This window comes from Kineosporia rhizophila (assembly GCF_021277265.1).
Classification (GTDB): Bacteria; Actinomycetota; Actinomycetes; order Actinomycetales; family Kineosporiaceae; genus Kineosporia; species Kineosporia rhizophila.
On sequence record NZ_JAJSOH010000026.1, the window covers coordinates 21,968 to 42,043 of the forward strand.

Sequence of the window (20,076 nt, forward strand, 5' to 3'; positions counted from 1 at the left end):
CCGGCGATCAGTAGACGCCGCACATCCCGTCGATCGAGACCTCTTCGACCAGCAGGTCCTCGACGCCGACGGCCTCCTGGGACTCGACGACCTGGTCCTGCGGCGCGCTCGTGCTGTTCATCGGAACGACCTCTCTTCGACGGTGATGAGCTGGTGACGGGAGTTTATGACACTGCGTGTCGTAAACGTCAAGAGTGACGACCACCCGCAGGAGAACACACCGGTGATTGAATGACACTGCAGACCGGATGCGTCAGTGCCGCACCTGGCACCACCCGAGAAGGAGAGCGGCCGATGGCCACCGGGCCCGCCAGTGAGACCCGCAGCGGGCGCCCCCGCGCCACCAGCCGCGCCACCCTGGAACGGATCGCCCTGCAGCTGTTCGCCGAGCAGGGCTTCGACGCCACCACGGTCGAGCAGATCGCAGAACGGGCCGGAGTCAGCCGGCGCACCTTCTTCCGCTACTTCGACACCAAGGCCGACGTGCTCTGGTCGGAGTTCGACGCCGAGGTGGCCACCCTGCACCGTCTGCTCGCCGAGACCCCGCCCGACGTTCCGCTGACCGAGGCGATCCGCCGGGCCGTGCTCACCGCCAACCACTACGGCGTCGACGACGTGGCCGGCCTGCGCACCCGCATGCAGGTGATCACCGGCATCCCCGCCCTGCAGGCCTCGTCCGCCTCGCACTACGACAACTGGGCCGGCGCCCTGGCCGAGTTCGCCGCCCGCCGGCTGCGCCAGCAGCCCCGCGACCTGATCCCCCAGGCCATCGGCTTCAGCGCCCTCGGGGTGTGCCGGGCCGCGTTCGACCAGTGGGTCGCCCGCCGCGACGCCGACCTGATCAACTACCTGGACATCGCCCTCACCGCCTGGAAGTCCGGCTTCGGCGATCTGGACCGCTGAACCACCGCTGCACCCTCCGCGACTGCTCACCGTGCGTTTCTTAACCCTCCAGCGGGCCGATGGGCCGTCCTGCATACGCAGCGGCACCCTATCCGTACGGTGGGTCACCATCTCGGGACGGAGGGTGAAATGCCCACCCTCTTTTGTCGCCCCTGTCGTAATTGGAACCAAAATCTGAGTCAAGCGAGCTGTAACGCTTCCTCCACCCGCTGCGATGCAAGCGGGCGACGGTCCCCTCTGCAGTAGCGCGAAGGGTTCATTCATGTCTCTGGCCATGCCCTATCCGGCTCGACGTCGCGCCAAGTCCAAGCAGCAGTCCGCCCCGCCCCCAGGCGTGCCGGTGGCCACACCGGCCGCCGGTCACGACTCCGACCACGGCGCGATGCCTCCGGGGGTCCTCCCCACGGATCAGGTCTGGCACGTAGGCCTGTCGTTGCCCGGGATGTTCCCGTTCCGGGAAGCAAGCTGCCCCTGCGCCAAGGCGGCGTGCGGGCTCGTGGTCCCCGACCCCGCCGTCGAATGCCTCGTGCACACCGACGGCGCCCGCTTCCTGCAGGTGCACTCCGCCGCCGACTGCGGGTTCCCCCGCACCGGCTGGCGTCGCAAGCGCCGCCACAACCAGCACTGACGCCGGCCGGCGGCCGTTGAAGGCCGATCTGACCGTCGGGCCCCGGAACGCGACCCTCCGGTGCCCGACGGTCCGATCCTCTAAGGTCGCCGGGTGACCGACGGCTCCACCACCCTCTCCCTGGAAGACCTGGCCCCCGAGGCCGGGGTGCTGCGGATCTACCGCCAGGTGTTCGCCGTCCTCGCCCGTGAGCACGGCGCGATGATCACCGACGTCGACCTGCTGGACATCGACGAGGCGGTGCTGGCGGCGTTCGCCGACGCGGGCACCGAGGGGCTGACGCTGGAGGCCGCCGTCGCCGCCTGCCGCCGGTACGACCCGGCGGCAGTCACGCGACGGTTCGAGGTGCTGCGCGGCTACGGGGCGATCACCCGGGTCGTCGACCACCCGGGCGAGCGCTTCCACCGCGCGGCCTTCGCGCCCTACGTCATGCTGCTGTTCCTGCGCCGCCTGGCCGCCGCCGGTGGGCAGGGTGAACTGCACCAGCTGCTGGCTCTGGAAGGGCTCAGCATCCGCTCGCCCAACGCCGGGGTGGAAGACGGCCGGGGTTCGGTGAACCGCCTTTCGCGGGTGTTCCGCCTGATGGCCAATCAGCTCTCCAGCCTGACCACCACGAGCCCGGTCGAGGAACTGCGCGAGCACGCCGAGCTGCTGTGGGGCAACCGCGCCCTGATCCGCCAGGCCGAAGACGTGCACGCCCAGGCCCTGGGCCGCTGGCCCGAACTCGACCGCGAGTGCGCCCAGCTGCGCACTGCCCTCGCGGCGTACGCCGACGCCAGCGAGTCCGCCGCCGCCCGCCTGATCGAGCAGGCCGGATCCACCCGCGCCCTGGGTCTGCTGCCGGTCGAGACCTGGCGCAGCTTCGCCCGCACGTCCGATGCGCAGACCCTCGCCGGGGTGTTGCAAGGCCAGGTCTTCGACGCCGTCGCCCCCTGGTTCTCCCCCCAGGCGATGGCCCAGGCGGTGGACAACGCCCAGACCTCAGGGCCCGTCCGCATGCCCCCGCCCCGCCCCACCGGCGACACCGAGGCCCCCACCGACCGGCAGCTCGCCGGGGACAGCGATCTGCTCGAGTTCAGTGAGCGGGTGCTGTCCAAGCACGGACGGGTCGGGGTAAGTGAGTTGCTCGAAGACGCGGACGACTGGATGGAGGGGAGGCGCATCCTGTCGATGCTCGTCGCCGCCCACCACTCCCCCGAGGTCGACGCCGAGCTGACGTGGGCCGACGGCTTCCGCGTGGACCCGGAGGGCCCGGTGGCCTGGGTCTCGGGCGGGATCTTCGCCCGCTCCGCCGTGCCCGCCGGCCGTTCTGCCGAGGTAGGCAACCAAGCTCAGGCTGACGGCCAGACCTCCGCCGCCCGCCAGAACTCGGCCACCTCCCCGGAGCCGGAGATGCCCGCATGAACAGCGCCGAGACCGCCCTCTGGTGGGCCCGCGCCCGCGCCCTCGGCCCCTCCCGCCACCAGACCGGCACCCCCGCCCCCGACGGATTCCTCCGCCTCCTCGAACCCGACGCCACCGAGGTCTGGCTCCTGCCCGCCCACCCCGGCACCGCCGGCCCCTGGGTTCTCGACGAGCTGGGCCTCAACGGACCCACCGTCGAGCAGCCGAACGACACCGCACGGATGCTCGCGGCCGTGGTGCGCTGCTGCTGGGCCGACCCGGACTCGGCGATCTGGCCGGGCCGCGAGGCCGACTGGGAGACCGTGATGTCGGTCTACCGCACCTTCGGGGACCGCGACGAACAGGTGGTGCACCGCGCCGCCACCGGCGCGATCCGGCGCCTGCACAGCGGAGCCTGGGTGATCTGGAACGAGCAGCAGCGTGTGGTCCGGCTGGGACCCCGCTGCGGAACCTGGGAGAACGCCGACCTGACGGTGCTGCGCGAACTCTGGCGCACCCTCCCGGCCCCGACGGAGCCGGACGAGGACGCACCCGAGCTCGAGGCGGAGCAGCCCGCAACCGCAGCACCCGAAGCTGCCGGTCCCGAAGCCACCGAGCCCGGCAGCGCCCAGACCCAGCAGTCCGAACCCGAGGAGCCGACCGCGTGACCGAGATGCACCCCGCCTTCACGGCGGCGGTGGCGGACCTGTCCGAGCGGCACCGGGACGAGGTGCTGGCCGCCTACGCCGCGCTCGAGCACAGCTGGCAGCCCCTGCACGAGTCCCAGCTGCTGGCCCTGCGCGACGCCACCCTGCGCCGCTCGCTCCAGCAACTGCTGCACCCGCTGGGCCGCACGCTGGTCAAGGCCGGGCCGCACCTGTGGACGTCCGGCTACCGCGACGACGTCGCCCGCGAGCTCAGCGCCGAGGTGCTGGAGTCGCTTCCCCTGGTCGACCGCGCGGTGTTCGTGCTGATCCTGATCCACTCGGTGGCCATCCCCCGCAGCCAGGGCCTGGTCGACCTGGACACCTGGATCTCCAACCAGCCCACATCCGTCGAGGAGCTGAACCGCTACTCCAAGCTGCCCCGCACGGCGGTGCGCGCCGGGCTGGCCCGGCTGCGCGCGTCCGGCCTGGTGCAGCTGGCTCCCGACCGGCGTCCGAACTCCGCCAAGTCTGGGAGCAGCTCGAGCGCCGGGGCCTCATACCTGCCCGGCCCCCAGCTGGCCCGGCTCACCCCGGCGGCCCGGCGTCTGCTTCAGGAAGAGCTGATCCTGGCCGCCGGGGCCGACACCCCGCTGGCCGCCGCGATCCGGGCGCGGCGGGCACGCCCCTCCGAAGACGGAACCGCCGCGCCGACCACTAACCGGGCAACCCAGCCGACCAGCAGCCAGGCCGCCGAGCTGTCCGCTGCCCAGGTCACCGACCCGGCCACCGACCAAGGGGCCGAACCGCTCGAGGCGACGCCCCCGTCCATTGTTTCTGAAACTTCTGAAAACATTGCACCACAGGAGAACTCGTGACCACCCCGCCGATGATCGCCATCGACCGCAACGACCCGAACGACATCGTCGGGCCGCGCGTGCTGGTCGGCGTCCAGATGGTCGACATCTCCCGGCTCTCCGCGCACCCGGTCCCCCTGACCAACGGCGGGCTCATCACGGTGGCCGGTCAGGGTCCGAAAGACTCCAACGGCGCAGGCAAGTCCTCGTTCATCGCCGCCCTGAGCCTGCTGCACGCCGATGAGCAGTGGCGGCTGGCCGGCGGCGCCCCCGGCTCGGCCGAACTGCTGTTCACAGCCGAGCTGGCAGCTCAGGAGGCTCGCTGGGCGAACGCCGATCACGGCTACGTCATCGGCGTTTTCGCCGATCCTTCGGCCCAGACCGTCGACGAACTGGAAGCCGGCGCCCTCACCGTCTGGCTGCGAATCAACCGCAAGTCGCCCTATCTGAGCCTGCGCTGGAAGCAGGGCCTGCACGTTCCCTACGGCGCGAACGACGCCGAACGCGCTGCGGGAGTGCACAACCTCTGGGCTCAACTGCCGAACTCCAACGGTCGCGACGACTTTCACGCCGGACGGCTCGCCCGCGTGCTCTACGGCGGTCAGGTGCGCTGCGTCTCGTTCCTCTCCACCTCGGTACGCGCCTCCCCTGCCGCTAACCTCCTGGCCCAGCCGCTGAACGAGCTCTCACCGTGGCGCATGTTCGACGCGGTGGCCACCCTGACCGGGCTCGACCGCGAACTGGAGCAGGAGCAGGCGCTGCGCTCGGGCGAGCATGCCCGGCGGGTCGACGTGGTCGAGGCCGAGCAGGACCTGGCCAACTGGCAGCGTGAGATGGAGGGCGTCGAGGCCGGGATCAAGCGTCGTGACGTGGCCCGTCAGATCCTCGGCCAGGCCCGGGAGTCGTGGCGCTCGCGCTGCGCCCGGCACGTGGTCGACGGGCTGGAGCGGCTGAGCGAGCTCCGGCGGAACCTTGGCGACGTGCGCGCCGGGCAGGCTGCGGCTCGCGAGCGCCTGGCCGAGAACGAGGCCCGGATGGAGGAACTCGGCAACGACGACGGACTGCAGGAGACCTTCCGCCAGACCGAGCGGCTGCGTAACGAACTTCGCGAACGCCGCAGCAACGCCGACACCCAGGCCCGGATGAACCTGCGCCAGGTCGAGGATCTCGGCGCGAAGCTGCGGGAGCTGAAAGAGGCGGCCCGCGCGGCCGACGGCCGGGATGTGACCCGGGCCCGCGAAGAAGTCGCGGCAGCCCAGGAAGCGTTGGAAGCCGTGATCTCCCGTCGGGGCGCGGCCGAAGACGCGGTCGAGGCCGCGGCCAAGCAGGTCAAGGCAGCCGAGGCCGGCGACGACGTTGCCGCCCAGCAGCTGAAACTGCTGCAGAAGGCCGGGATTCCGGCCGCCAGCGTGGTCGACGTGCTTGACCTGGCCGAGGATCAGCGAGCGGTGTGGGAACCCCGTCTGGCCCCCTATCGGCACGCGGTGGCGGTGCCCGCCGACCACGCCGATGCAGCCCGCGAGACGCTGGCCGGGGAGCCCGGCTCGATGATCGTGCTGGCCGACGGCCAGCCCACCACCGGCCTGCCCACCAGCACCACCGCCGAGTTCGGCCTCGCCTCGTTCCTGAAGGCCCTGGCCGGCCGCGCGGGTGAACGCGACCAGCACGTCGACGAAGCAGCCGGTGTGATCGTGGTGGCCGGGTTCGAGCGTCCGCTGACCGGCCGGGACGCCCGGGTCCGGGCCGCCCGCGAGCAGCTCGCCCAGACCGAGGAGATGCTCGAGCAGATCGGTACCGCGCTCGAGCGGGCCCGGGCCAAGCTGGTCACCGCCTCCTCCCGGCTGGAGGGGGCCAAGGCCGCCCAGCGGGTCGAGGACGCCGAGGTGGACATCGAGCGGCTCCGTGAGCAGGCGGGTGAGCTGCAGGAGAACCTGGAGGAGCTGATCGGCCCGCTGGAGGACGCGGAGGCCGCGCACACCCGGGCCGCGGTCGACCGGCAGACCCGGCTGGACAAGATCAACACCCTGCGCGGCGAGGTGAGCCGCAGCCAGGCCGAGGTGCGCCAGGCCGAGGAGATCGCCGAGAAGCTCGAGGCCGAACTGCAGGCCGTGGACGTGGACGCCCGCGCGGTGGCCTGGGGCGCCACCTCCGGCTCGGCCGAGCAGCACCTGCTGGAACTGGGTGAGGACGACCAGAAGCGCAGCACCACCGAATGGAACGCGCTGGTGGTCTACCAGCTGGAAGACGTGATCCGGCGCTGCTTCCCGGACAACACCCCGGCCCAGGAACTACCCGCCGAGCTGCGGGCCCTGCTGGTCGAGCAGAAGTGGCAGCGCAGCCCGGTCGAGCAGCGGGTGCCGATGGTGCCCGACCTGATCCGGGCCCTGCGCACCCACCTGGACGTGACCGCCCAGCAGGACGCCCACGACCAGGCGATGATCGACCAGCAGCGGGCCCAGCGGCGGGCCGACCTGGAGGCCGCCCAGGCCGGTCTGGCCGAGTCCGAGCAGACCACCCGGGCCCACCGTTCGGTGCTCGCCCAGGGCATCCGGGCCAAGCTCAAGCTGGTCGCCGACGAGTTCGACCGGCTCGACCGGGAGTACGGCGGCTACGGCGCGGGCCTGGAGTACCCGGAGCCCGAGCCACCCACCGAGCCGGACAAGCCCTGGCGCTGGAGCCTCACGCCGCGCTGGCGCCGGGCCGAGAACCAGCGGATGTCCAGCTACAACCTCCGGGCCAACACCGCGATGATGGACGAGAAGGCGGTCAAGCTGGTCTGTGCCGCCGCGCTCGCCGGTGGCAACGATCGTCCATTGTTGTTGATCCTCGACGAACTGGGCCGCAACCTGGGCAAGCAGCACCGCCGCGAGGCGGTCGCGCTGTTCGAGCGGATCGGCCGCGACCGGAACATCACGGTGATCGGCGCCCTGCAGGACGACATGGAGCGCTACGCGATCGAGGCCTCGAACCTCTACATCAAGCTGCGCCGCTCCTCCGACGCGGTGGCCTACAACGACCCGCCGATCGTGCTCGGCGACGACGCCAACCGGGCCCGGGTGGAACTGCTGCGCGAGTGGATGAGCACCTACCGACCCCAGAGCACCGACATCGACCTGCGGGACGACGAGCTCGACCTGAGCCAGTGAGTCTCAGTCGAGCAGGTGCCTGAGATAGGTCTGCGGGTCGTTCAGGTAGCGGCGCCAGTGGTCCACGATCAGCAGGTCTTCCCAGGCCACGTTGCTGATGCCGTTGGCGCCGAACTCGAGGATCGTGGCGCCCGGCGTGGAGGCGAGGATCGGTGAGTGGGTGGCGCAGACCACCTGGGCGCCGCTGCGCCCGAGCCGGGTGAACAACTCGACCAGGCGCAGCGACGAGGTGAACGACAGCGCGGACTCGGGCTCGTCGAGCACGTAGAACCCGGGCCCGGTGAACATCGCGTCCAAGGCGGTGAGAAAGCCCTCCCCGTGGCTCATCTCGTCGGTGCTGCCCTCCCAGTAGCCGGGCACGCCGCTGAGTGACGACAGCAGGTTCATCGCCGTCTCGGCCCGCAGGAAGAAACCGCGGCGGGCCTTGCGCGGCCCGCTCATCATCCGGTGGCCGTTGACACTCGTCTTCAGTTTCAGCATCTCACCGAGCTGCGACTTCTCCCGGGTGCTGGCGTATTTCGTGCCCGCCTTGCCCCCGTACGAATCCAGGCCGAAGGCCTCGGCGAGCGCCTCCGCCACCGTCGACTTGCCGGAGCCGTTCTCCCCCACCAGGAACGTGATCGGCTTGGTGAAGGCCAGCCCCTGCTCGGCCAGATCGGTCACCGCCGGAACGGTGAACGGCCAAGCCTCCAGATCCGCCTCTTGAACATACGCACGATGCACCAGCACAGGTGCAAACCTAGCGCCGAACCTCAGGAATCGGACAGGGAGGATCCCAGCAGCTCGAGCAGCTCACCGGTGCCGTGCTCGCGATCCTTCACGTTGTCGTGGCCGTCGAGGAAGGCACCGTACTCGGTGAACACCAGCCGGGCGCCGGCGTCGTCGGGGCGGATCTCGATCGTGGTCTGCGAGACCGAGAGCTTCACCCCGTTCACGTACATCTCGTAGCTGTACACGATCCGCTCGTTCTCGACGATGTCGTGATAGGTGGCCACGAAGCGGTGCTCCATGTCGCCGGTGCGCCCGGCGTTGACCTCGGTACCGCCCACCCGGAAGTCCCAGACCTCTTCGATCACCTCCGACGCGGCGTGCGAGAACCAGGCCTTCTTCGCCTTCTGGTCCGACAACGCGAAGTAGACCCGCTCCGGCCGGGCCGGATAGATCTTCTCGATCACAAAGGTGTCGTGCTGCACAGAACGTTCGCTCATTGCCCCACTCCTCGAAAAGACGTCATTCCTCGGGATTCTCGGTCAGCCAGGTACCCAGCCGGTCGAGCCGCTCCTCAGCCCCGCGCCGGCGCTCGGCGATCCATCGCCCCACCTCGTCGAGCACCTCGACATCCAGCTCACAGGTGCGCACGCGGCCCTGTTTGTGGCTACGCACGAGCCCGCCGGCCTCCAGCACGGCCAGGTGCTGCACCACCGCGGGCAGCGACATCTTCAGCGGTTTCGCCAGCTCGCTGACCGACGCCGGCCCCCTTCCGAGACGCTCGACCATGGCCCTCCGGCTGGGATCCGCCAACGCCTGGAACGCCCGGTCGAGCACCACAGAATGGTTAAGCACCCGCTTAAGTATTGCGCTAGGCTCCCGGAAGTCAAGACGGCCGCGCCTGATGGGGGACCAGATGAGCCAGCGCATCGACACCGTGCACCGCTACCTGGAGGGGTTCCGCCGCAGCGACCACGCGGCCGTCCTGGCCTGCCTCACTGAAGACGTGGTCTGGAACATCCCGGGCACCCGGAACACCAGGGGCAAGGCCGAGTTCGACACCGAGATAGAGAACCCGGCCTTCGCCGGGAGCCCCGAACTGCTGGTCGAACGGACGATCGAGGCGGCCGACGCGGTCATCTGTCTCGGAGCGGGGGTCGGCTTTCTGCGCGAGGCGGGCCCGTTCCGCTTCGCCTTCAACGACGTGTTCACGTTCCGGGGAGACCTGATCAGCCAGGTCGACTCGTACGTGGTGGGGCTGCCTCCTAGCTGAGCCGGAGGGTGATGGTCGCGCCCTGGGCGTCGTGCCAGAGGGTGATCGTGCCGCGCAGACCGGCCAGCTCCCCCGTGCCCGAGCCCGGCACGATCGTCCCGAACGTGGTGCCGTCCTCGCCGTCCATGATCCCGCCGTGCTGGTAGACCAGCGTTCCGCTGCGGCCGTCGATCGTGCCCTCGAACCGCTCGGAGGCCACGTACCCCTGCCCACCCTCGGCCTGGGCGGTCAGCACACGAGCCGTACTCGTACCGGAAACCGCTCCGGTGAAGGTCTTCTCGACCACCACCTGACTCAGCACAGTGTCCTGCTCAGCATAGGGCTCTGCGTCCCACCGGGTCACCTGAAACTCTGCCACGATCTCTGTCATACGCCCGAGCCTAGGCAGGCGCACGGTCCGCGGCATTGAAGAATCACGTCAGGCTCGCAGGCCCAGCCTCACCAGCAGGGCCGCCGCCAGGCACACCCCGGCATTCACCGCGATGGCCAGATGCAGACCGTTCAGCAGTTCCACCGAAGCACCGGCCACCACCACGGCCGACAGCACCGGCGTGCCCAGCGTGATGCCGACCTGCTGGCTCATGGTCACCAGCCCCGTGGCCAGGCCCTGCTCATGGTCGGGCAGTCCACTTGTGGCCGTGGTCACGTAACCCACGATCGCCACCAGATTCGCCACACCGCCCACGAAAACCAACAGCAGCAGCGGAATCACCCAAGCACGATCGGGCCCGGCGAACACCAGCGGCAGCGTGGCCGCCCCCTGCACCACGAAGCCGAACGTCAAACCTCGGCGTAGCCCGACCCTGGCGAAAATCCGAGGCGCGAGCAGCCCGCCCAGCACAGTGCCCACCCCGAGCACACCGAACACGGCCCCCGCGGCCAGAGCCGAAATGCCAAGCACGTCCTGCAGATAGAGGGTGAGCAGGAAGACCAGCGAGGTCTCAGCGGCGAAGGCCAGCGCTCCGGCCAGGTTTCCGACGGCAGTCGGTCGCCGGCGCAGCATGGCCAGGGCGATCAGCGGCTGAGCGGAACGGCTTTCGATCCAGAGAAACAGCAGACAAAGGACGCCCGCGGTCACCAAAGCAGTCCAGGTGGGTGTGGCGGTCCAGCCGCTTTCGCCGGCGCTGCTGGCACCGAGCACGAGGGCGACCAGCGCACCGGTGGCCAGCAGCGCGCCCGGCAGATCGAGCCGCACGCCGGCGGACCGAATCTGATCCTTCGGCAGCACCCGTGGCGCGACCGCCAGCACGGCCACCGCCACGATCACGTTGAGGAAGAAGGCCCAGCGCCAGCTCAGGGTGTCGGTGAGCAGGCCGCCCAGCATGGCTCCGGTGGTGAACCCGCCAGCCATCAGCGCACCGTTGAGCCCGAGCGCCCGGTCCCGCGCCGGTCCCTCGGGGAACCCGGTGGTGAGCAGCGACAACGCGGCCGGGGTGACCATGGCCGTGGCCACGCCCTGGGCCGCTCGGGCGGCCAGCAGCACGAACGCGGTCTGGGCCAGCCCGCCGGCCAGGGACGAGACACCGAGCAGCACCATGCCGAGCAGGAAGATCCGGCGTCGGCCGAGCAGGTCGCACACCCGGCCGAAGAACAGCGTCAGCCCGGCGGCGCAGAGCGCGTAGCTGGTGGCGATCCATTGCAGGTCAGCTGTTTCCAGGCCGATGTCCCGGCCGATCACCGGTAGAGCGACGTTGAGCACGGAGAAGTCGACGGCGAGGGTGAAGCCCGCGGTGAGCAGGACCGGGAGAGTCGCCCGGGGCGAGGTTCGAAGCATGCGACCAACGCTGGCGCCCGGCCCCGAAGGCAACCAGCCACCGGCACAGCCGACGCACCCGCTGCCTGACCTTCACAGGGTCAGGCACGCCGCCCGCGCCTGCCGCACACTGGTTCCGTGCCGACCGTCCATGATGCCCGTGACCTGGGCGACTTCCTGCGCACCCGTCGGGCCGGCATCTCGCCGGACGAGGCCGGCCTGACCAGTTACGGCACCCGCCGAGTGCCCGGCCTGCGCCGAGAAGAACTGGCCCAGCTCGCCGGGATCTCCACCGCCTACTACACAAGGCTCGAACAGGGGCAGTCCCAGGCCGCGTCGGACGCGATCATCGAGTCCCTGGCCCGGGCGCTACGCCTGACCCCCGACGAGCGGGCCCACCTGTTCGAACTGGCCCGCCCTCGCCCGGCCGACCGCCGCCGACCTCCGAAGCCGGAACACGCCGGACCGGGCGTGGTGCAGTTACTCGAAGCCATGCACGACGTACCCGCACTTGTGCTGGGACGGCACAACGACGTCCTCAGTTGGAACGCTCTTGGCCACGCCCTGCTGGCCGGCCACCTCGACCGACAGGCCCCCGACGCCGCCGGCCCCGACCGCCCCAACCTGACCAGGATGCTCTTCCTCGACGCGCACACCCGCGAACTGCACCGCGACTGGGCCGACGAGGCAGCGACGTCGGTGGCCTCCCTGCGCTACGTCGCCGCGCACCACCCGGACGATCCGGCCCTGGCCGCGCTGATCGGCGAACTCAGCCTGCACAGCCCGGAGTTCGCCGCTCTGTGGGCCCGCCATCAGGTGCGCCTGTGCTCCAGCGGCACCCGCCGGCTGCATCACCCTGTGGTCGGTGATCTCGACCTGAGCTTCGAGGTGCTGCACCTGCCCGACGCCACCGGCGTTCGCCTGCTCACCCACACCGCGGCGCCCGGTAGCGCGACGGCCCAGGGTCTCGCCCTGCTGAACTTTCATACGCTTTGAAAGTTCAGGTTAGGTAAGGCTAAGCTCTCAGGTCGCAGGGAAGCCCTCGCCCCTGCCCCTAGAGAGGAACCATCACGTGAGAACACGCACCGGCCTGGTCGCCCTGATCGCCGCGGCCGCCCTGGCCCTGAGCGCCTGCGGCGGATCGGACTCGGGCTCGGACGAGGAGGCCGCGGCCCAGTCCGGCGCCGCCACCTTCGAGCCGGTCACCATCAAGCACGCCCTGGGCACCGCGGAGATCACGGAGAAGCCGGAGCGGATCGTCACCCTCGGCCAGGGCTCCACCGAGACCGCGATCGCGCTGGGCACCGTGCCGGTCGGGATCGAGGAGTACCCCTGGGGCAGCGACGACACGGGCTACCTGCCCTGGATCCACGAAGCGGTGACCGAGCGCGGCGCCGAGCTGCCCGAGCAGTTCACCGGCAGCACCGAGCTGGACGTCGAGGCGATCGTCGAGCTGGAGCCCGACCTGATCCTGGCTCCCTGGTCGGGAGTCACGCAGGAGCAGTACGACCTGCTCAAGGACGTGGCGCCGACCGTCGCGTACCCGAAGCTGCCCTGGACCATCACCTGGGACGAGCAGATCAAGACGATCGGCCAGGCGATGGGGCGCAGCGCCGACGCCGAGAAGCTGATCGCCGACGTGAAGAAGCAGCTGGCCGAAGCGGCGAACCCGGCCTACAAGGACATCACCTTCTCGTACATCTACAACAGCGGCCCGGGCACGCTCGGCGTGTTCTACCCCGGTGAGCAGCGGGTGGCCATGGTCAGCGCGCTCGGCCTGACCGTCGACCCGGTGGTGGACACCCTGGGCGAGTGGGAGGTCGAGGGCACCGACTCGGCCGCGATCGGCCTGGAGAACGCCGACAAGCTCAAGGACTCGGACCTGATCTTCACGTTCTACTCGGACGAGGCCAACCGCAAGGAGATCGAGGGGCAGAAGCTGTACAAGCAGATCCCGGCGATCCAGCGGGGTTCGGTGGTGGCGCCGACCGACCAGCCGTTCGTCACGGCGTCCTCGATCATCAACCCGCTGACCGTGCCGTGGACCCTGGAGCGGTTCACCCCGCTGATCGACGAGGCCGTCGCGAAGCTCGACCGTTGAGCAAGGTGCGGGGCTCCCTGGTTGTTCTGGGAGCACTCGCCGGGCTGGCCGCCGCTTCGGTGGCCAGCCTGTTCCTCGGCGGGAAGGTGACCGACCCGGGTGCCGTGCTGGGCGTGCTCACCGGCACCCCCGATCCGTACCTGGAAGCCGTTCTCGACGCCCGGTTCGCGCGAACGGTGATGGGAGCCCTGGTCGGCTGCGCCCTGGCGGTCGCCGGCGTGGTCATCCAGGGCATCACCCGTAACCCGCTCGGCGATCCCGGGCTGCTGGGCGTGACCGTCGGCGCATCTGCGGCGATGGTCACGGCCGCCGCCGTCAGTGGGGCCGGCTTCGGCGCCGGCTCGATCTGGGTGGCGATGGTCGGCGCCCTGCTGACCGTGCTGCTGGTCTACACCGTGGGCGGCCGTTCCGCCTCCGGCAGTGTGGTGACTCTGCTGCTCACCGGAGCCGTGGTGTCGGCCGTGCTCAGCGCCTACATCGAGGCCATGACGCTGACCAACCCGAAAGTGTTCGACTCGTTCCGCTTCTGGGTGATCGGTGCGCTCGGCGGGCGCGACCTGGAGGTTGCCGCCTCGATCGCACCGGCCCTCATCGTCGGACTACTGCTCGCGATGGTCCTCGCCCCCTCGCTGAACAACCTTGCTCTGGGCGAAGACGTAGCCACCTCGCTCGGTACGCCGGTGGCGCTGGTCCGGGCCGGCGGCATCCTGGCCGCAGCTCTGCTCAGTGCTGCTGGCACGGCGGCCGTCGGGCCGATCGCCTTCGTCGGGCTGGCCGTGCCCCACCTCGCCCGTTCCCTGGCCGGGAGCGATCACCGCTGGCAAATCCCGGTGGCCGCCCTGCTCGGGGGAATGTTGCTGATCGTGGCCGACATCCTGGGCCGGATCGTCGCTCGCCCCGAGGAGATCATGGTCGGCATCGTCACCGCGCTGCTGGGCGCCCCGTTCCTGCTCCTGGCCGTACGCCGAGGGTGGGCGGCCCGATGATCGCTCGTCTCGGCTCACGAGTAGCCATCCCCGTACATCGCTCGGCCCTGATCTACAGCCTGTGCACACTTTTCGCAGTGCTGGCCGTTGGGGTGGCCACGCTGTCGCTCGGGCGCCTGGGCATCTCTCCGGCCGATCTGCCCTCTGCACTGACCGGCGGTGCCGAAGGAAAGACCAAGTTCGTGCTGGAACGTCTGCGCGGACCCCGACTGGCCACGGCAATGCTGGCCGGGGCCTTGCTCGGGCTCTCCGGCACCCTGTTCCAGAGTGTCACCCGCAATCCCCTGGGCAGCCCGGACGTGATCGGTCTGGGCGCCGGAGCCGGTGCGGGAGTAGCCATCTCGTCACTCATGTTCACCGGCATCCCCACGCCGGTCGGGGCCGTGCTCGGCGCCGGAGCCGCCACGCTGATCGTCTATCTCTGCACCGGCATGGGTTTCCGCTCCCCCACCCGCACGATCATCGCGGGTATCGGGGTGGCGGCGATGGCCTACGCGGTCACCCAGTACGTGGTGAGCGTCAAATTACGGGACGCGGCGGCCCAGTTGGCTGCCTACCTGGTCGGATCGCTCAATGCGGCGAACGTCGACGACTTCCTGGTCAGCGGGGTCGTCCTGCTGGTGGTGCTGCCGTTGGCGATGACGCTGCCCGCCGCGATCCGGATGATGGAGATGGGCGACGACACAGCGGCCGGGCTGGGCATCGATCCGGACCGTACGCGTACGGCCGCGATCCTGCTGTCGGTCGTGGCGGCCGGCGCTGCCGTGGCCGCGGCCGGTCCCGTCTCGTTCGTCGCTCTCACCGCACCTCAAATTGCCCGTCGGGTGGTTCGTTCCGCCGATGTCGGCGTGCTCCCGGCCGCTCTCACCGGTGCGCTGATCATGGTCGTCGCCGACTTGGCCGCACAACAGGTGCCGTTCGTCGAAGGCTTGCCCGTAGGCGTCCTCACGCTTGGGGTCGGTGGTTGCTATCTGGGGTACCTGCTGCTGAGCGAGCACAAGAAAGGACGTTTGTGAGCCTGTCACTGGAGAACGTGACACTTGGGTACGGCGGGCCGGCTGTGGTGCGCGACCTGACCCTGGCCGTGCCGGAAGGTGAGTTCACCGCGGTGATCGGCCCCAACGGGTGCGGTAAGTCGACGGTGCTCAAGGCTTTGGCCCGCACCCTGCGACCGACTTCAGGGCGGGTTGAGCTCGACGGCCACGAACTGCGTTCCCTGCGGCCGAAAGCCGTTGCCCGACGGGTCGCGGCGCTGCCCCAGCATCCGATCGCGCCTGAGTCGCTGCGGGTGCGGGATCTGGTTGCCCGCGGCCGTCATCCGTACCATTCGCTGCTGCGCCAGTGGCTACCGGGCGACGCGGGCATCGTGTCCGATGCGATGACCGCGACCGGGGTCACGGCGTATGCCGACCGACTGCTGACCGACCTTTCCGGCGGTCAGCGGCAGCGGGTCTGGATCGCCATGGTGCTGGCCCAGCAGACCCAGTACGTGCTGCTCGACGAGCCCACGTCGTTCCTCGACCTGGCTCATCAGGTCGAACTGCTGCACCTGTGCCAGGACATGCGCGCCGACGGCCGCACAGTGCTGGCCGTGCTGCACGACATCAACCAGGCCGCGCGCTACGCCTCACATCTGGTGGTGATGTCCGATGGTGAGGTGGTGGCCTCGGGGGCGCCGGCCGACGTGCTGAGCGAGCAGTTGGTCCGGGACGTGTTCGGGGTGGACGGTGTGGTGGGTACCGACTCCGAGAGCAGCACCCCCATGGTCACCGTCCGGGCGCGTTCTGCTGCTGGTCGCGCTGCAGCTGATCGCGTTCGGCCTTGATCCGGGCCCACTCGCTGCCCAGCCGCGAATCGATCAGCCAGCTCATGTAGTCGCGCATGTTCCGCACCCGCTGCCAGGCCACCCCGCCCTCCCGCACGTGCGGCAGCGTCTCCACGGCCAGTTGCAGCTGGCTGGTCAGGTACTCCTGCTCACGCTCGAGGAATCCGGCCCAGACGTCCTCGTCCATCACGAAATAGTGCGAGCGCTCGCCGGATCTGCGCACCCGGCGCACGAAACCCCGCTCCACCAGCGCCCGGGTGTACGACGACACCGAGCCCGCACTGATCTGCAGCTGCTGGGACAGCTCCTGCGGGCTCACCCCGTCCGACTCGTCCACCAGCAGGTAGCCGGCGATCAGGCCCTCGATCCGGGATGCGCCGGTGGCGGCCCACGAGTCGGCGAAACGCTCGACGAACTGCCGCATCTGAAGGTCTGCGGGGCTGTCTTCCGGAGACTGCATGACAACAGTATTTCAGTAAGGCAGGATGGAGGCATGACGACCCTTCAGGGCAAGGTGGCTCTGGTGGCGGGGGCCACCCGCGGCGCCGGTCGCGGTATCGCGGTAGAGCTGGGCGCGGCCGGGGCAACGGTCTACGTCACCGGCCGCACCACCCGTTCGCAGGCCTCGGAGTACCAGCGGCCCGAGACCATCGAAGAGACGGCCGAGCTGGTCACGGCCGCCGGCGGCACCGGGATCGCCGTTCCCACAGACCATCTCGACCAGGCCGCGGTCGAGTCACTGGTCGCGCAGATCCGCGCCGCCCACGGGCAGCTCGACGTTCTGGTCAACGACATCTGGGGCGGTGAGCTGCTGTTCGAGTGGGACAAGGCGGTCTGGGAGCACGACCTGGACAAGGGCCTGCGCCTGCTCCGCCTGGCCGTCGACACGCACCTGATCACCGCCCACTTCGCCCTGCCGCTGCTGATCAGCAGGCCGGGCGGGCTCCTGGTCGAGGTCACCGACGGCACCACCGCGTACAACGCCACCAACTACCGGCTCAACCCGTTCTACGACCTGGCCAAGGTCGCGGTGAACCGGATGGGCTGGTCCCACTCGCGCGACCTGCGCAAGCACGGCTGCCTGGCGGTCTCGCTCACCCCCGGCTGGATGCGCTCGGAGATGATGCTGGAGCACTTCTCGGTCACCGAAGAGACCTGGCGCGACGCGCTGGCCACCGAGCCGCACTTCGCCATCTCGGAGACCCCCCGTTTCACCGGCCGCGCGGTCGCGGCCCTGGCTGCCGATCCCGACCGGGCCCGCTGGAACGGTGAGTCGCTCTCCAGCGGGCAGCTCGCCCAGGTGTACGGGTTCGACGACCTCGACGGCTCCCGACCTGACGCCTGGCGCTACATCGTCGAGGTGCAGGACGCGGGCAGACCGGCCGACGTCACAGGCTACCGCTGAGGGTCTTCAGCCCGCCGAGATCCCGCGTTCCAGTGTGCGCACCACCGTGGGCACCACGTCGAACTTGGCCATTGCGCCGCCCTGCACCTGCTCGAACGCGGTGAAACAGGTGGCCCAGAGCATCTGCTGGATCCACTCCGCGCTCGCCTCGGCGTCGAACACGCCCTCCTGCTGACCACGTCGGATCAGCATGATCACCGGGTCCTGGTCGGTGGACAGGTTCGGCGCGGCCTTGGGCAGGATCTCGGTCAGCATGCACTTGTCCCCGAACACGAACATGATCTGGTCGCTCACCGAGGCCAGCGCCGCCACCGCCCGGCGCATCGCCTCCTGCGGGGTGCCCTGGTCGAGCCTCGCCGCAACCGTCACCTCGTCCATCGCCTCGAGGGCGTGCTCGGCCGCCGCGACCATCAGTCCCTCCCGATCGGGGAAGTAGCGGTGCAGCGTGGTGCGCCCGACCCCGGCCGCCTGAGCGATCTGCGGCAGCGTGGCGGCCCGGTCACGGGCCAGCACACTGACCGCGGCCTCGAGAATGGCCCGCTCGGTGCGGTTGCGGGTGGGCGTCGACACGTCGCTCACGATAGCAACGGGATGCTCGAGTTCAGTAATGGAGCTTTGCAGTTCCATTTATGAGGTCTAGAGTTCCATCCATGAACGAGCCGATGATGGTTCAGGCCCGCGGCCTGCGTAAGACGTTCATGGTCAGACGGCAGCCGATCGAGGCCGTACGCAATGTCAGCCTCGATGTGCCCGCCGGTGGCCTGCTTGCACTGCTCGGCCCGAACGGGGCCGGTAAATCCACCACCATGCGCATGCTCACCACTCTCCTGCCGCCCACGGCCGGTTCGGTGCACGTGGGCGGCATCGATGCCGTGGCCGAGCCCGCCCGGGCCCGGCGCCAGATCGGTTACGTGGGCCAGAAGTCCGCGGCCGGCGAGAACTACCGGGTCCGAGACGAACTCACCACTCAAGGACGCTGTTTCGGCCTGCCGGTGAACGTCGCCCGCGAGCGGGCCGACGAGGCGCTCGAGATGCTCGGGATCGCCGCGCTCGCGAATCGCATGCCCGGCACGCTCTCGGGAGGACAGAGGCGCCGGGTAGACATTGCTTTCGGCCTGGTGCACCGGCCGCGCGTGCTGTTCCTCGACGAGCCCACCACCGGCCTCGACCCGCACAGCCGGGCCGGGGTCTGGGAGCAGATCGACCGGTTGCGCGCCGAGCACGACATGACGGTGGTGCTCACCACCCACTATCTGGACGAGGTGGAGCGGGCGGCCGGGCAGATCGTGATTGTGGACGAGGGTGAGGTGGTTGCCGAGGGAACGCCGGCCGAGCTACGGGGCCGGGTTTCGGGCAGCAGTTCGCTGGACGACGTGTTCATCGCCCTGACCGGTCGCCGGCTTCACGAGACCGGGGAGGCGTACAGCCGTGCCTAAGTTCCTGAACGATGTACGCACCGTGTTCGCCCGCGAGATAGCCCCAGAGCTGCGCTCCCCCATCGGCCTGCTCTTCGCGATGATCCAGCCGGTGCTGTTCCTGGTGCTTTTCGGGCCGATGCTCTCCGGCGCCGATCTGCAGCAGGACAGTTCGAGCTGGCGCTGGTTCGTGCCCGGCATCCTGGTGATGATGTGCCTGTTCGGTCCCTTGGGCGCCGGGCACGCTCTGATGACGGAGCTGTCGGGCGGCCAGATGGAACGCTTCCTGGCCACCCCGATCAGCCGCGTCGCGCTGGTGGCCGGCCGCACCGCGAAAGACCTGATCGTGCTCCTGATCCAGGCCGTGCTGATCATCGCCGTGGCCATGCCACTGGGCCTGAACCTGCACCTGCCCGGTGCCCTGGCCTGCCTCGGCCTGCTGGCCGTACTGGGCGTCGGGCTCAGCGGTTTCTCCTACTTGCTGGCCATCGCCGCCCTGCCCAGCGGCAACCTGTTCTGGATCGTCACCCAGGTCTTCGTGTTCCCGGTGATCCTGCTCTCCGGTGTGCTTCTGCCGGTCAACGCCGGCCCGGGCTGGCTGGAAACGGTCTCCGCGTTCAACCCCGGCCGCTACGTCGTCGACGCCTGCCGGGCCCTGTTCAACGGAGACTTCCTCGTCGCCGCGGTCGCCCAGGGCCTGCTTGCCGCACTGCTCCTGGCCTTCGCGGGCGTGCTACTGGCCACCCGAGCAATGCGTCGGGGTGTCTGATCTCAAGCCGGGTCGCCGCCGAGCCGCGCGTACAGCAACGAGTCTCGCCAGCGTCCTTTGATCTGCATGTGGTGCCGCATCCGGCCTTCCAGGCTCAGCCCGGTCTTCTCCAGCACCCGGGCCGAGGCCTGGTTGTCCGGATCCTCGGCATAGGCGTGTACCGCGTCGAAATCGTCGGGCATGATGTCGCGCAGAAGCAGACGTTCGGTGCGCAGTTCGGCGGTGGGCATCACCCGAAGGTACGCGCCGGGACCGCTGGGGGCCGCCCTGTTTATCCGGA

24 protein-coding genes are annotated in these 20,076 nt (G+C 69.8%); 15 read left to right on the forward strand and 9 right to left on the reverse strand.

Annotated features, from left to right (window positions below):
- Positions 1-7 precede the first annotated feature (7 nt).
- Entirely contained in the window at positions 8-121 is a 114-nt protein-coding gene (gene mftA, locus LWF15_RS27815) for a mycofactocin precursor MftA (RefSeq protein WP_232813911.1), read from the reverse strand.
- 173 nt (positions 122-294) lie between these two features.
- Here mftA and mftR point away from each other — a divergent pair, with 173 nt between their 5' ends.
- The 6 genes from mftR to LWF15_RS27845 all read left to right on the forward strand — a co-directional run bounded on the left by mftR (position 295) and on the right by LWF15_RS27845 (position 7,561).
- Positions 295-903 carry a mycofactocin system transcriptional regulator gene (mftR, locus tag LWF15_RS27820; RefSeq protein ID WP_232813912.1) on the forward strand — a complete coding sequence of 203 codons (609 nt, stop codon included), beginning with the start codon at positions 295-297 and terminating at the stop codon, positions 901-903.
- A 262-nt stretch (positions 904-1,165) separates the two neighbouring features.
- Entirely contained in the window at positions 1,166-1,531 is a 366-nt protein-coding gene (locus LWF15_RS27825) for a hypothetical protein (RefSeq protein WP_232813913.1), read from the forward strand.
- A 93-nt stretch (positions 1,532-1,624) separates the two neighbouring features.
- Complete coding sequence (locus LWF15_RS27830; RefSeq protein ID WP_232813995.1) at positions 1,625-2,935, forward strand: hypothetical protein; 1,311 nt, start codon at positions 1,625-1,627, stop codon at positions 2,933-2,935.
- The gene (locus LWF15_RS27835; RefSeq protein WP_232813996.1) at positions 2,932-3,582 is read left to right on the forward strand and encodes a hypothetical protein; all 651 of its coding nucleotides are present in this window, start codon (positions 2,932-2,934) and stop codon (positions 3,580-3,582) included. The genes LWF15_RS27830 and LWF15_RS27835 overlap by 4 nt, the downstream gene beginning before the upstream one ends.
- Complete coding sequence (locus tag LWF15_RS27840; RefSeq protein ID WP_232813914.1) at positions 3,579-4,436, forward strand: hypothetical protein; 858 nt, start codon at positions 3,579-3,581, stop codon at positions 4,434-4,436. The genes LWF15_RS27835 and LWF15_RS27840 overlap by 4 nt, the downstream gene beginning before the upstream one ends.
- Entirely contained in the window at positions 4,433-7,561 is a 3,129-nt protein-coding gene (locus tag LWF15_RS27845; RefSeq protein ID WP_232813915.1) for a coiled-coil domain-containing protein, read from the forward strand. Before LWF15_RS27840 ends, LWF15_RS27845 begins: the two co-directional genes overlap by 4 nt.
- Before the next feature lie 3 nt (positions 7,562-7,564).
- On the opposite strand, the gene LWF15_RS27850 is transcribed toward LWF15_RS27845, so the two are convergent.
- Genes LWF15_RS27850 through LWF15_RS27860 form a run of 3 tightly spaced genes read right to left on the reverse strand, consistent with a single transcriptional unit; the run spans position 7,565 to position 9,124 of the window.
- A complete protein-coding gene (locus tag LWF15_RS27850; protein ID WP_352396653.1) occupies positions 7,565-8,290 on the reverse strand; it encodes an AAA family ATPase in 726 nt (241 codons plus the stop codon).
- A gap of 23 nt (positions 8,291-8,313) precedes the next feature.
- On the reverse strand, positions 8,314-8,769 hold the full coding sequence (locus LWF15_RS27855; RefSeq protein WP_232813917.1) for an SRPBCC family protein: 456 nt from the start codon (positions 8,767-8,769) through the stop codon (positions 8,314-8,316).
- Between the two features lie 22 nt (positions 8,770-8,791).
- Positions 8,792-9,124, reverse strand: coding sequence for an ArsR/SmtB family transcription factor (locus tag LWF15_RS27860; protein ID WP_232813918.1), 333 nt, complete (start codon positions 9,122-9,124; stop codon positions 8,792-8,794).
- 61 nt (positions 9,125-9,185) lie between these two features.
- On the opposite strand from LWF15_RS27860, the gene LWF15_RS27865 reads away from it, so the two are divergent.
- Entirely contained in the window at positions 9,186-9,542 is a 357-nt protein-coding gene (locus tag LWF15_RS27865; RefSeq protein WP_232813919.1) for a nuclear transport factor 2 family protein, read from the forward strand.
- On the opposite strand, the gene LWF15_RS27870 is transcribed toward LWF15_RS27865, so the two are convergent.
- Positions 9,535-9,912, reverse strand: coding sequence for a DUF3224 domain-containing protein (locus LWF15_RS27870; RefSeq protein WP_232813920.1), 378 nt, complete (start codon positions 9,910-9,912; stop codon positions 9,535-9,537). The genes LWF15_RS27865 and LWF15_RS27870 overlap by 8 nt on opposite strands.
- A gap of 48 nt (positions 9,913-9,960) precedes the next feature.
- Entirely contained in the window at positions 9,961-11,316 is a 1,356-nt protein-coding gene (locus LWF15_RS27875) for an MFS transporter (protein ID WP_232813921.1), read from the reverse strand.
- A 117-nt stretch (positions 11,317-11,433) separates the two neighbouring features.
- Between LWF15_RS27875 and LWF15_RS27880 the strand changes: the two genes are divergently transcribed.
- The 5 genes from LWF15_RS27880 to LWF15_RS27900 all read left to right on the forward strand — a co-directional run bounded on the left by LWF15_RS27880 (position 11,434) and on the right by LWF15_RS27900 (position 16,207).
- Positions 11,434-12,291, forward strand: a complete 858-nt coding sequence (locus LWF15_RS27880; protein ID WP_232813922.1) for a helix-turn-helix domain-containing protein — start codon at positions 11,434-11,436, stop codon at positions 12,289-12,291.
- A gap of 76 nt (positions 12,292-12,367) precedes the next feature.
- Positions 12,368-13,396 (forward strand): iron-siderophore ABC transporter substrate-binding protein, encoded by a 1,029-nt coding sequence (locus LWF15_RS27885; RefSeq protein WP_232813923.1) that lies wholly within the window; start codon positions 12,368-12,370, stop codon positions 13,394-13,396.
- A complete protein-coding gene (locus LWF15_RS27890) occupies positions 13,393-14,382 on the forward strand; it encodes an iron ABC transporter permease (protein WP_269810940.1) in 990 nt (329 codons plus the stop codon). Before LWF15_RS27885 ends, LWF15_RS27890 begins: the two co-directional genes overlap by 4 nt.
- The gene (locus LWF15_RS27895) at positions 14,379-15,398 is read left to right on the forward strand and encodes a FecCD family ABC transporter permease (protein WP_232813924.1); all 1,020 of its coding nucleotides are present in this window, start codon (positions 14,379-14,381) and stop codon (positions 15,396-15,398) included. The genes LWF15_RS27890 and LWF15_RS27895 overlap by 4 nt, the downstream gene beginning before the upstream one ends.
- Complete coding sequence (locus LWF15_RS27900) at positions 15,395-16,207, forward strand: ABC transporter ATP-binding protein (RefSeq protein WP_232813925.1); 813 nt, start codon at positions 15,395-15,397, stop codon at positions 16,205-16,207. The genes LWF15_RS27895 and LWF15_RS27900 overlap by 4 nt, the downstream gene beginning before the upstream one ends.
- Here the strand turns inward: LWF15_RS27900 and LWF15_RS27905 are convergent.
- Positions 16,149-16,667: a GbsR/MarR family transcriptional regulator gene (locus LWF15_RS27905; RefSeq protein WP_232813926.1), complete on the reverse strand. Its 519-nt coding sequence runs from the start codon at positions 16,665-16,667 to the stop codon at positions 16,149-16,151. The two genes, LWF15_RS27900 and LWF15_RS27905, sit on opposite strands and share 59 nt — an antisense overlap.
- A 33-nt stretch (positions 16,668-16,700) precedes the next feature.
- Between LWF15_RS27905 and LWF15_RS27910 the strand changes: the two genes are divergently transcribed.
- The gene (locus LWF15_RS27910; RefSeq protein ID WP_232813927.1) at positions 16,701-17,612 is read left to right on the forward strand and encodes an SDR family oxidoreductase; all 912 of its coding nucleotides are present in this window, start codon (positions 16,701-16,703) and stop codon (positions 17,610-17,612) included.
- 6 nt (positions 17,613-17,618) lie between these two features.
- Here the strand turns inward: LWF15_RS27910 and LWF15_RS27915 are convergent, their stop codons facing one another.
- Complete coding sequence (locus LWF15_RS27915) at positions 17,619-18,191, reverse strand: TetR/AcrR family transcriptional regulator (RefSeq protein ID WP_232813928.1); 573 nt, start codon at positions 18,189-18,191, stop codon at positions 17,619-17,621.
- 71 nt (positions 18,192-18,262) lie between these two features.
- Here LWF15_RS27915 and LWF15_RS27920 point away from each other — a divergent pair, with 71 nt between their 5' ends.
- Both LWF15_RS27920 and LWF15_RS27925 read left to right on the forward strand, forming a co-directional pair.
- Positions 18,263-19,048: an ABC transporter ATP-binding protein gene (locus LWF15_RS27920; RefSeq protein WP_232813929.1), complete on the forward strand. Its 786-nt coding sequence runs from the start codon at positions 18,263-18,265 to the stop codon at positions 19,046-19,048.
- A complete protein-coding gene (locus tag LWF15_RS27925; RefSeq protein WP_232813930.1) occupies positions 19,041-19,796 on the forward strand; it encodes an ABC transporter permease in 756 nt (251 codons plus the stop codon). The genes LWF15_RS27920 and LWF15_RS27925 overlap by 8 nt, the downstream gene beginning before the upstream one ends.
- 2 nt (positions 19,797-19,798) lie before the next feature.
- On the opposite strand, the gene LWF15_RS27930 is transcribed toward LWF15_RS27925, so the two are convergent.
- On the reverse strand, positions 19,799-20,026 hold the full coding sequence (locus LWF15_RS27930; protein WP_232813931.1) for a GNAT family N-acetyltransferase: 228 nt from the start codon (positions 20,024-20,026) through the stop codon (positions 19,799-19,801).
- Between the last annotated feature and the right edge of the window lie 50 nt (positions 20,027-20,076).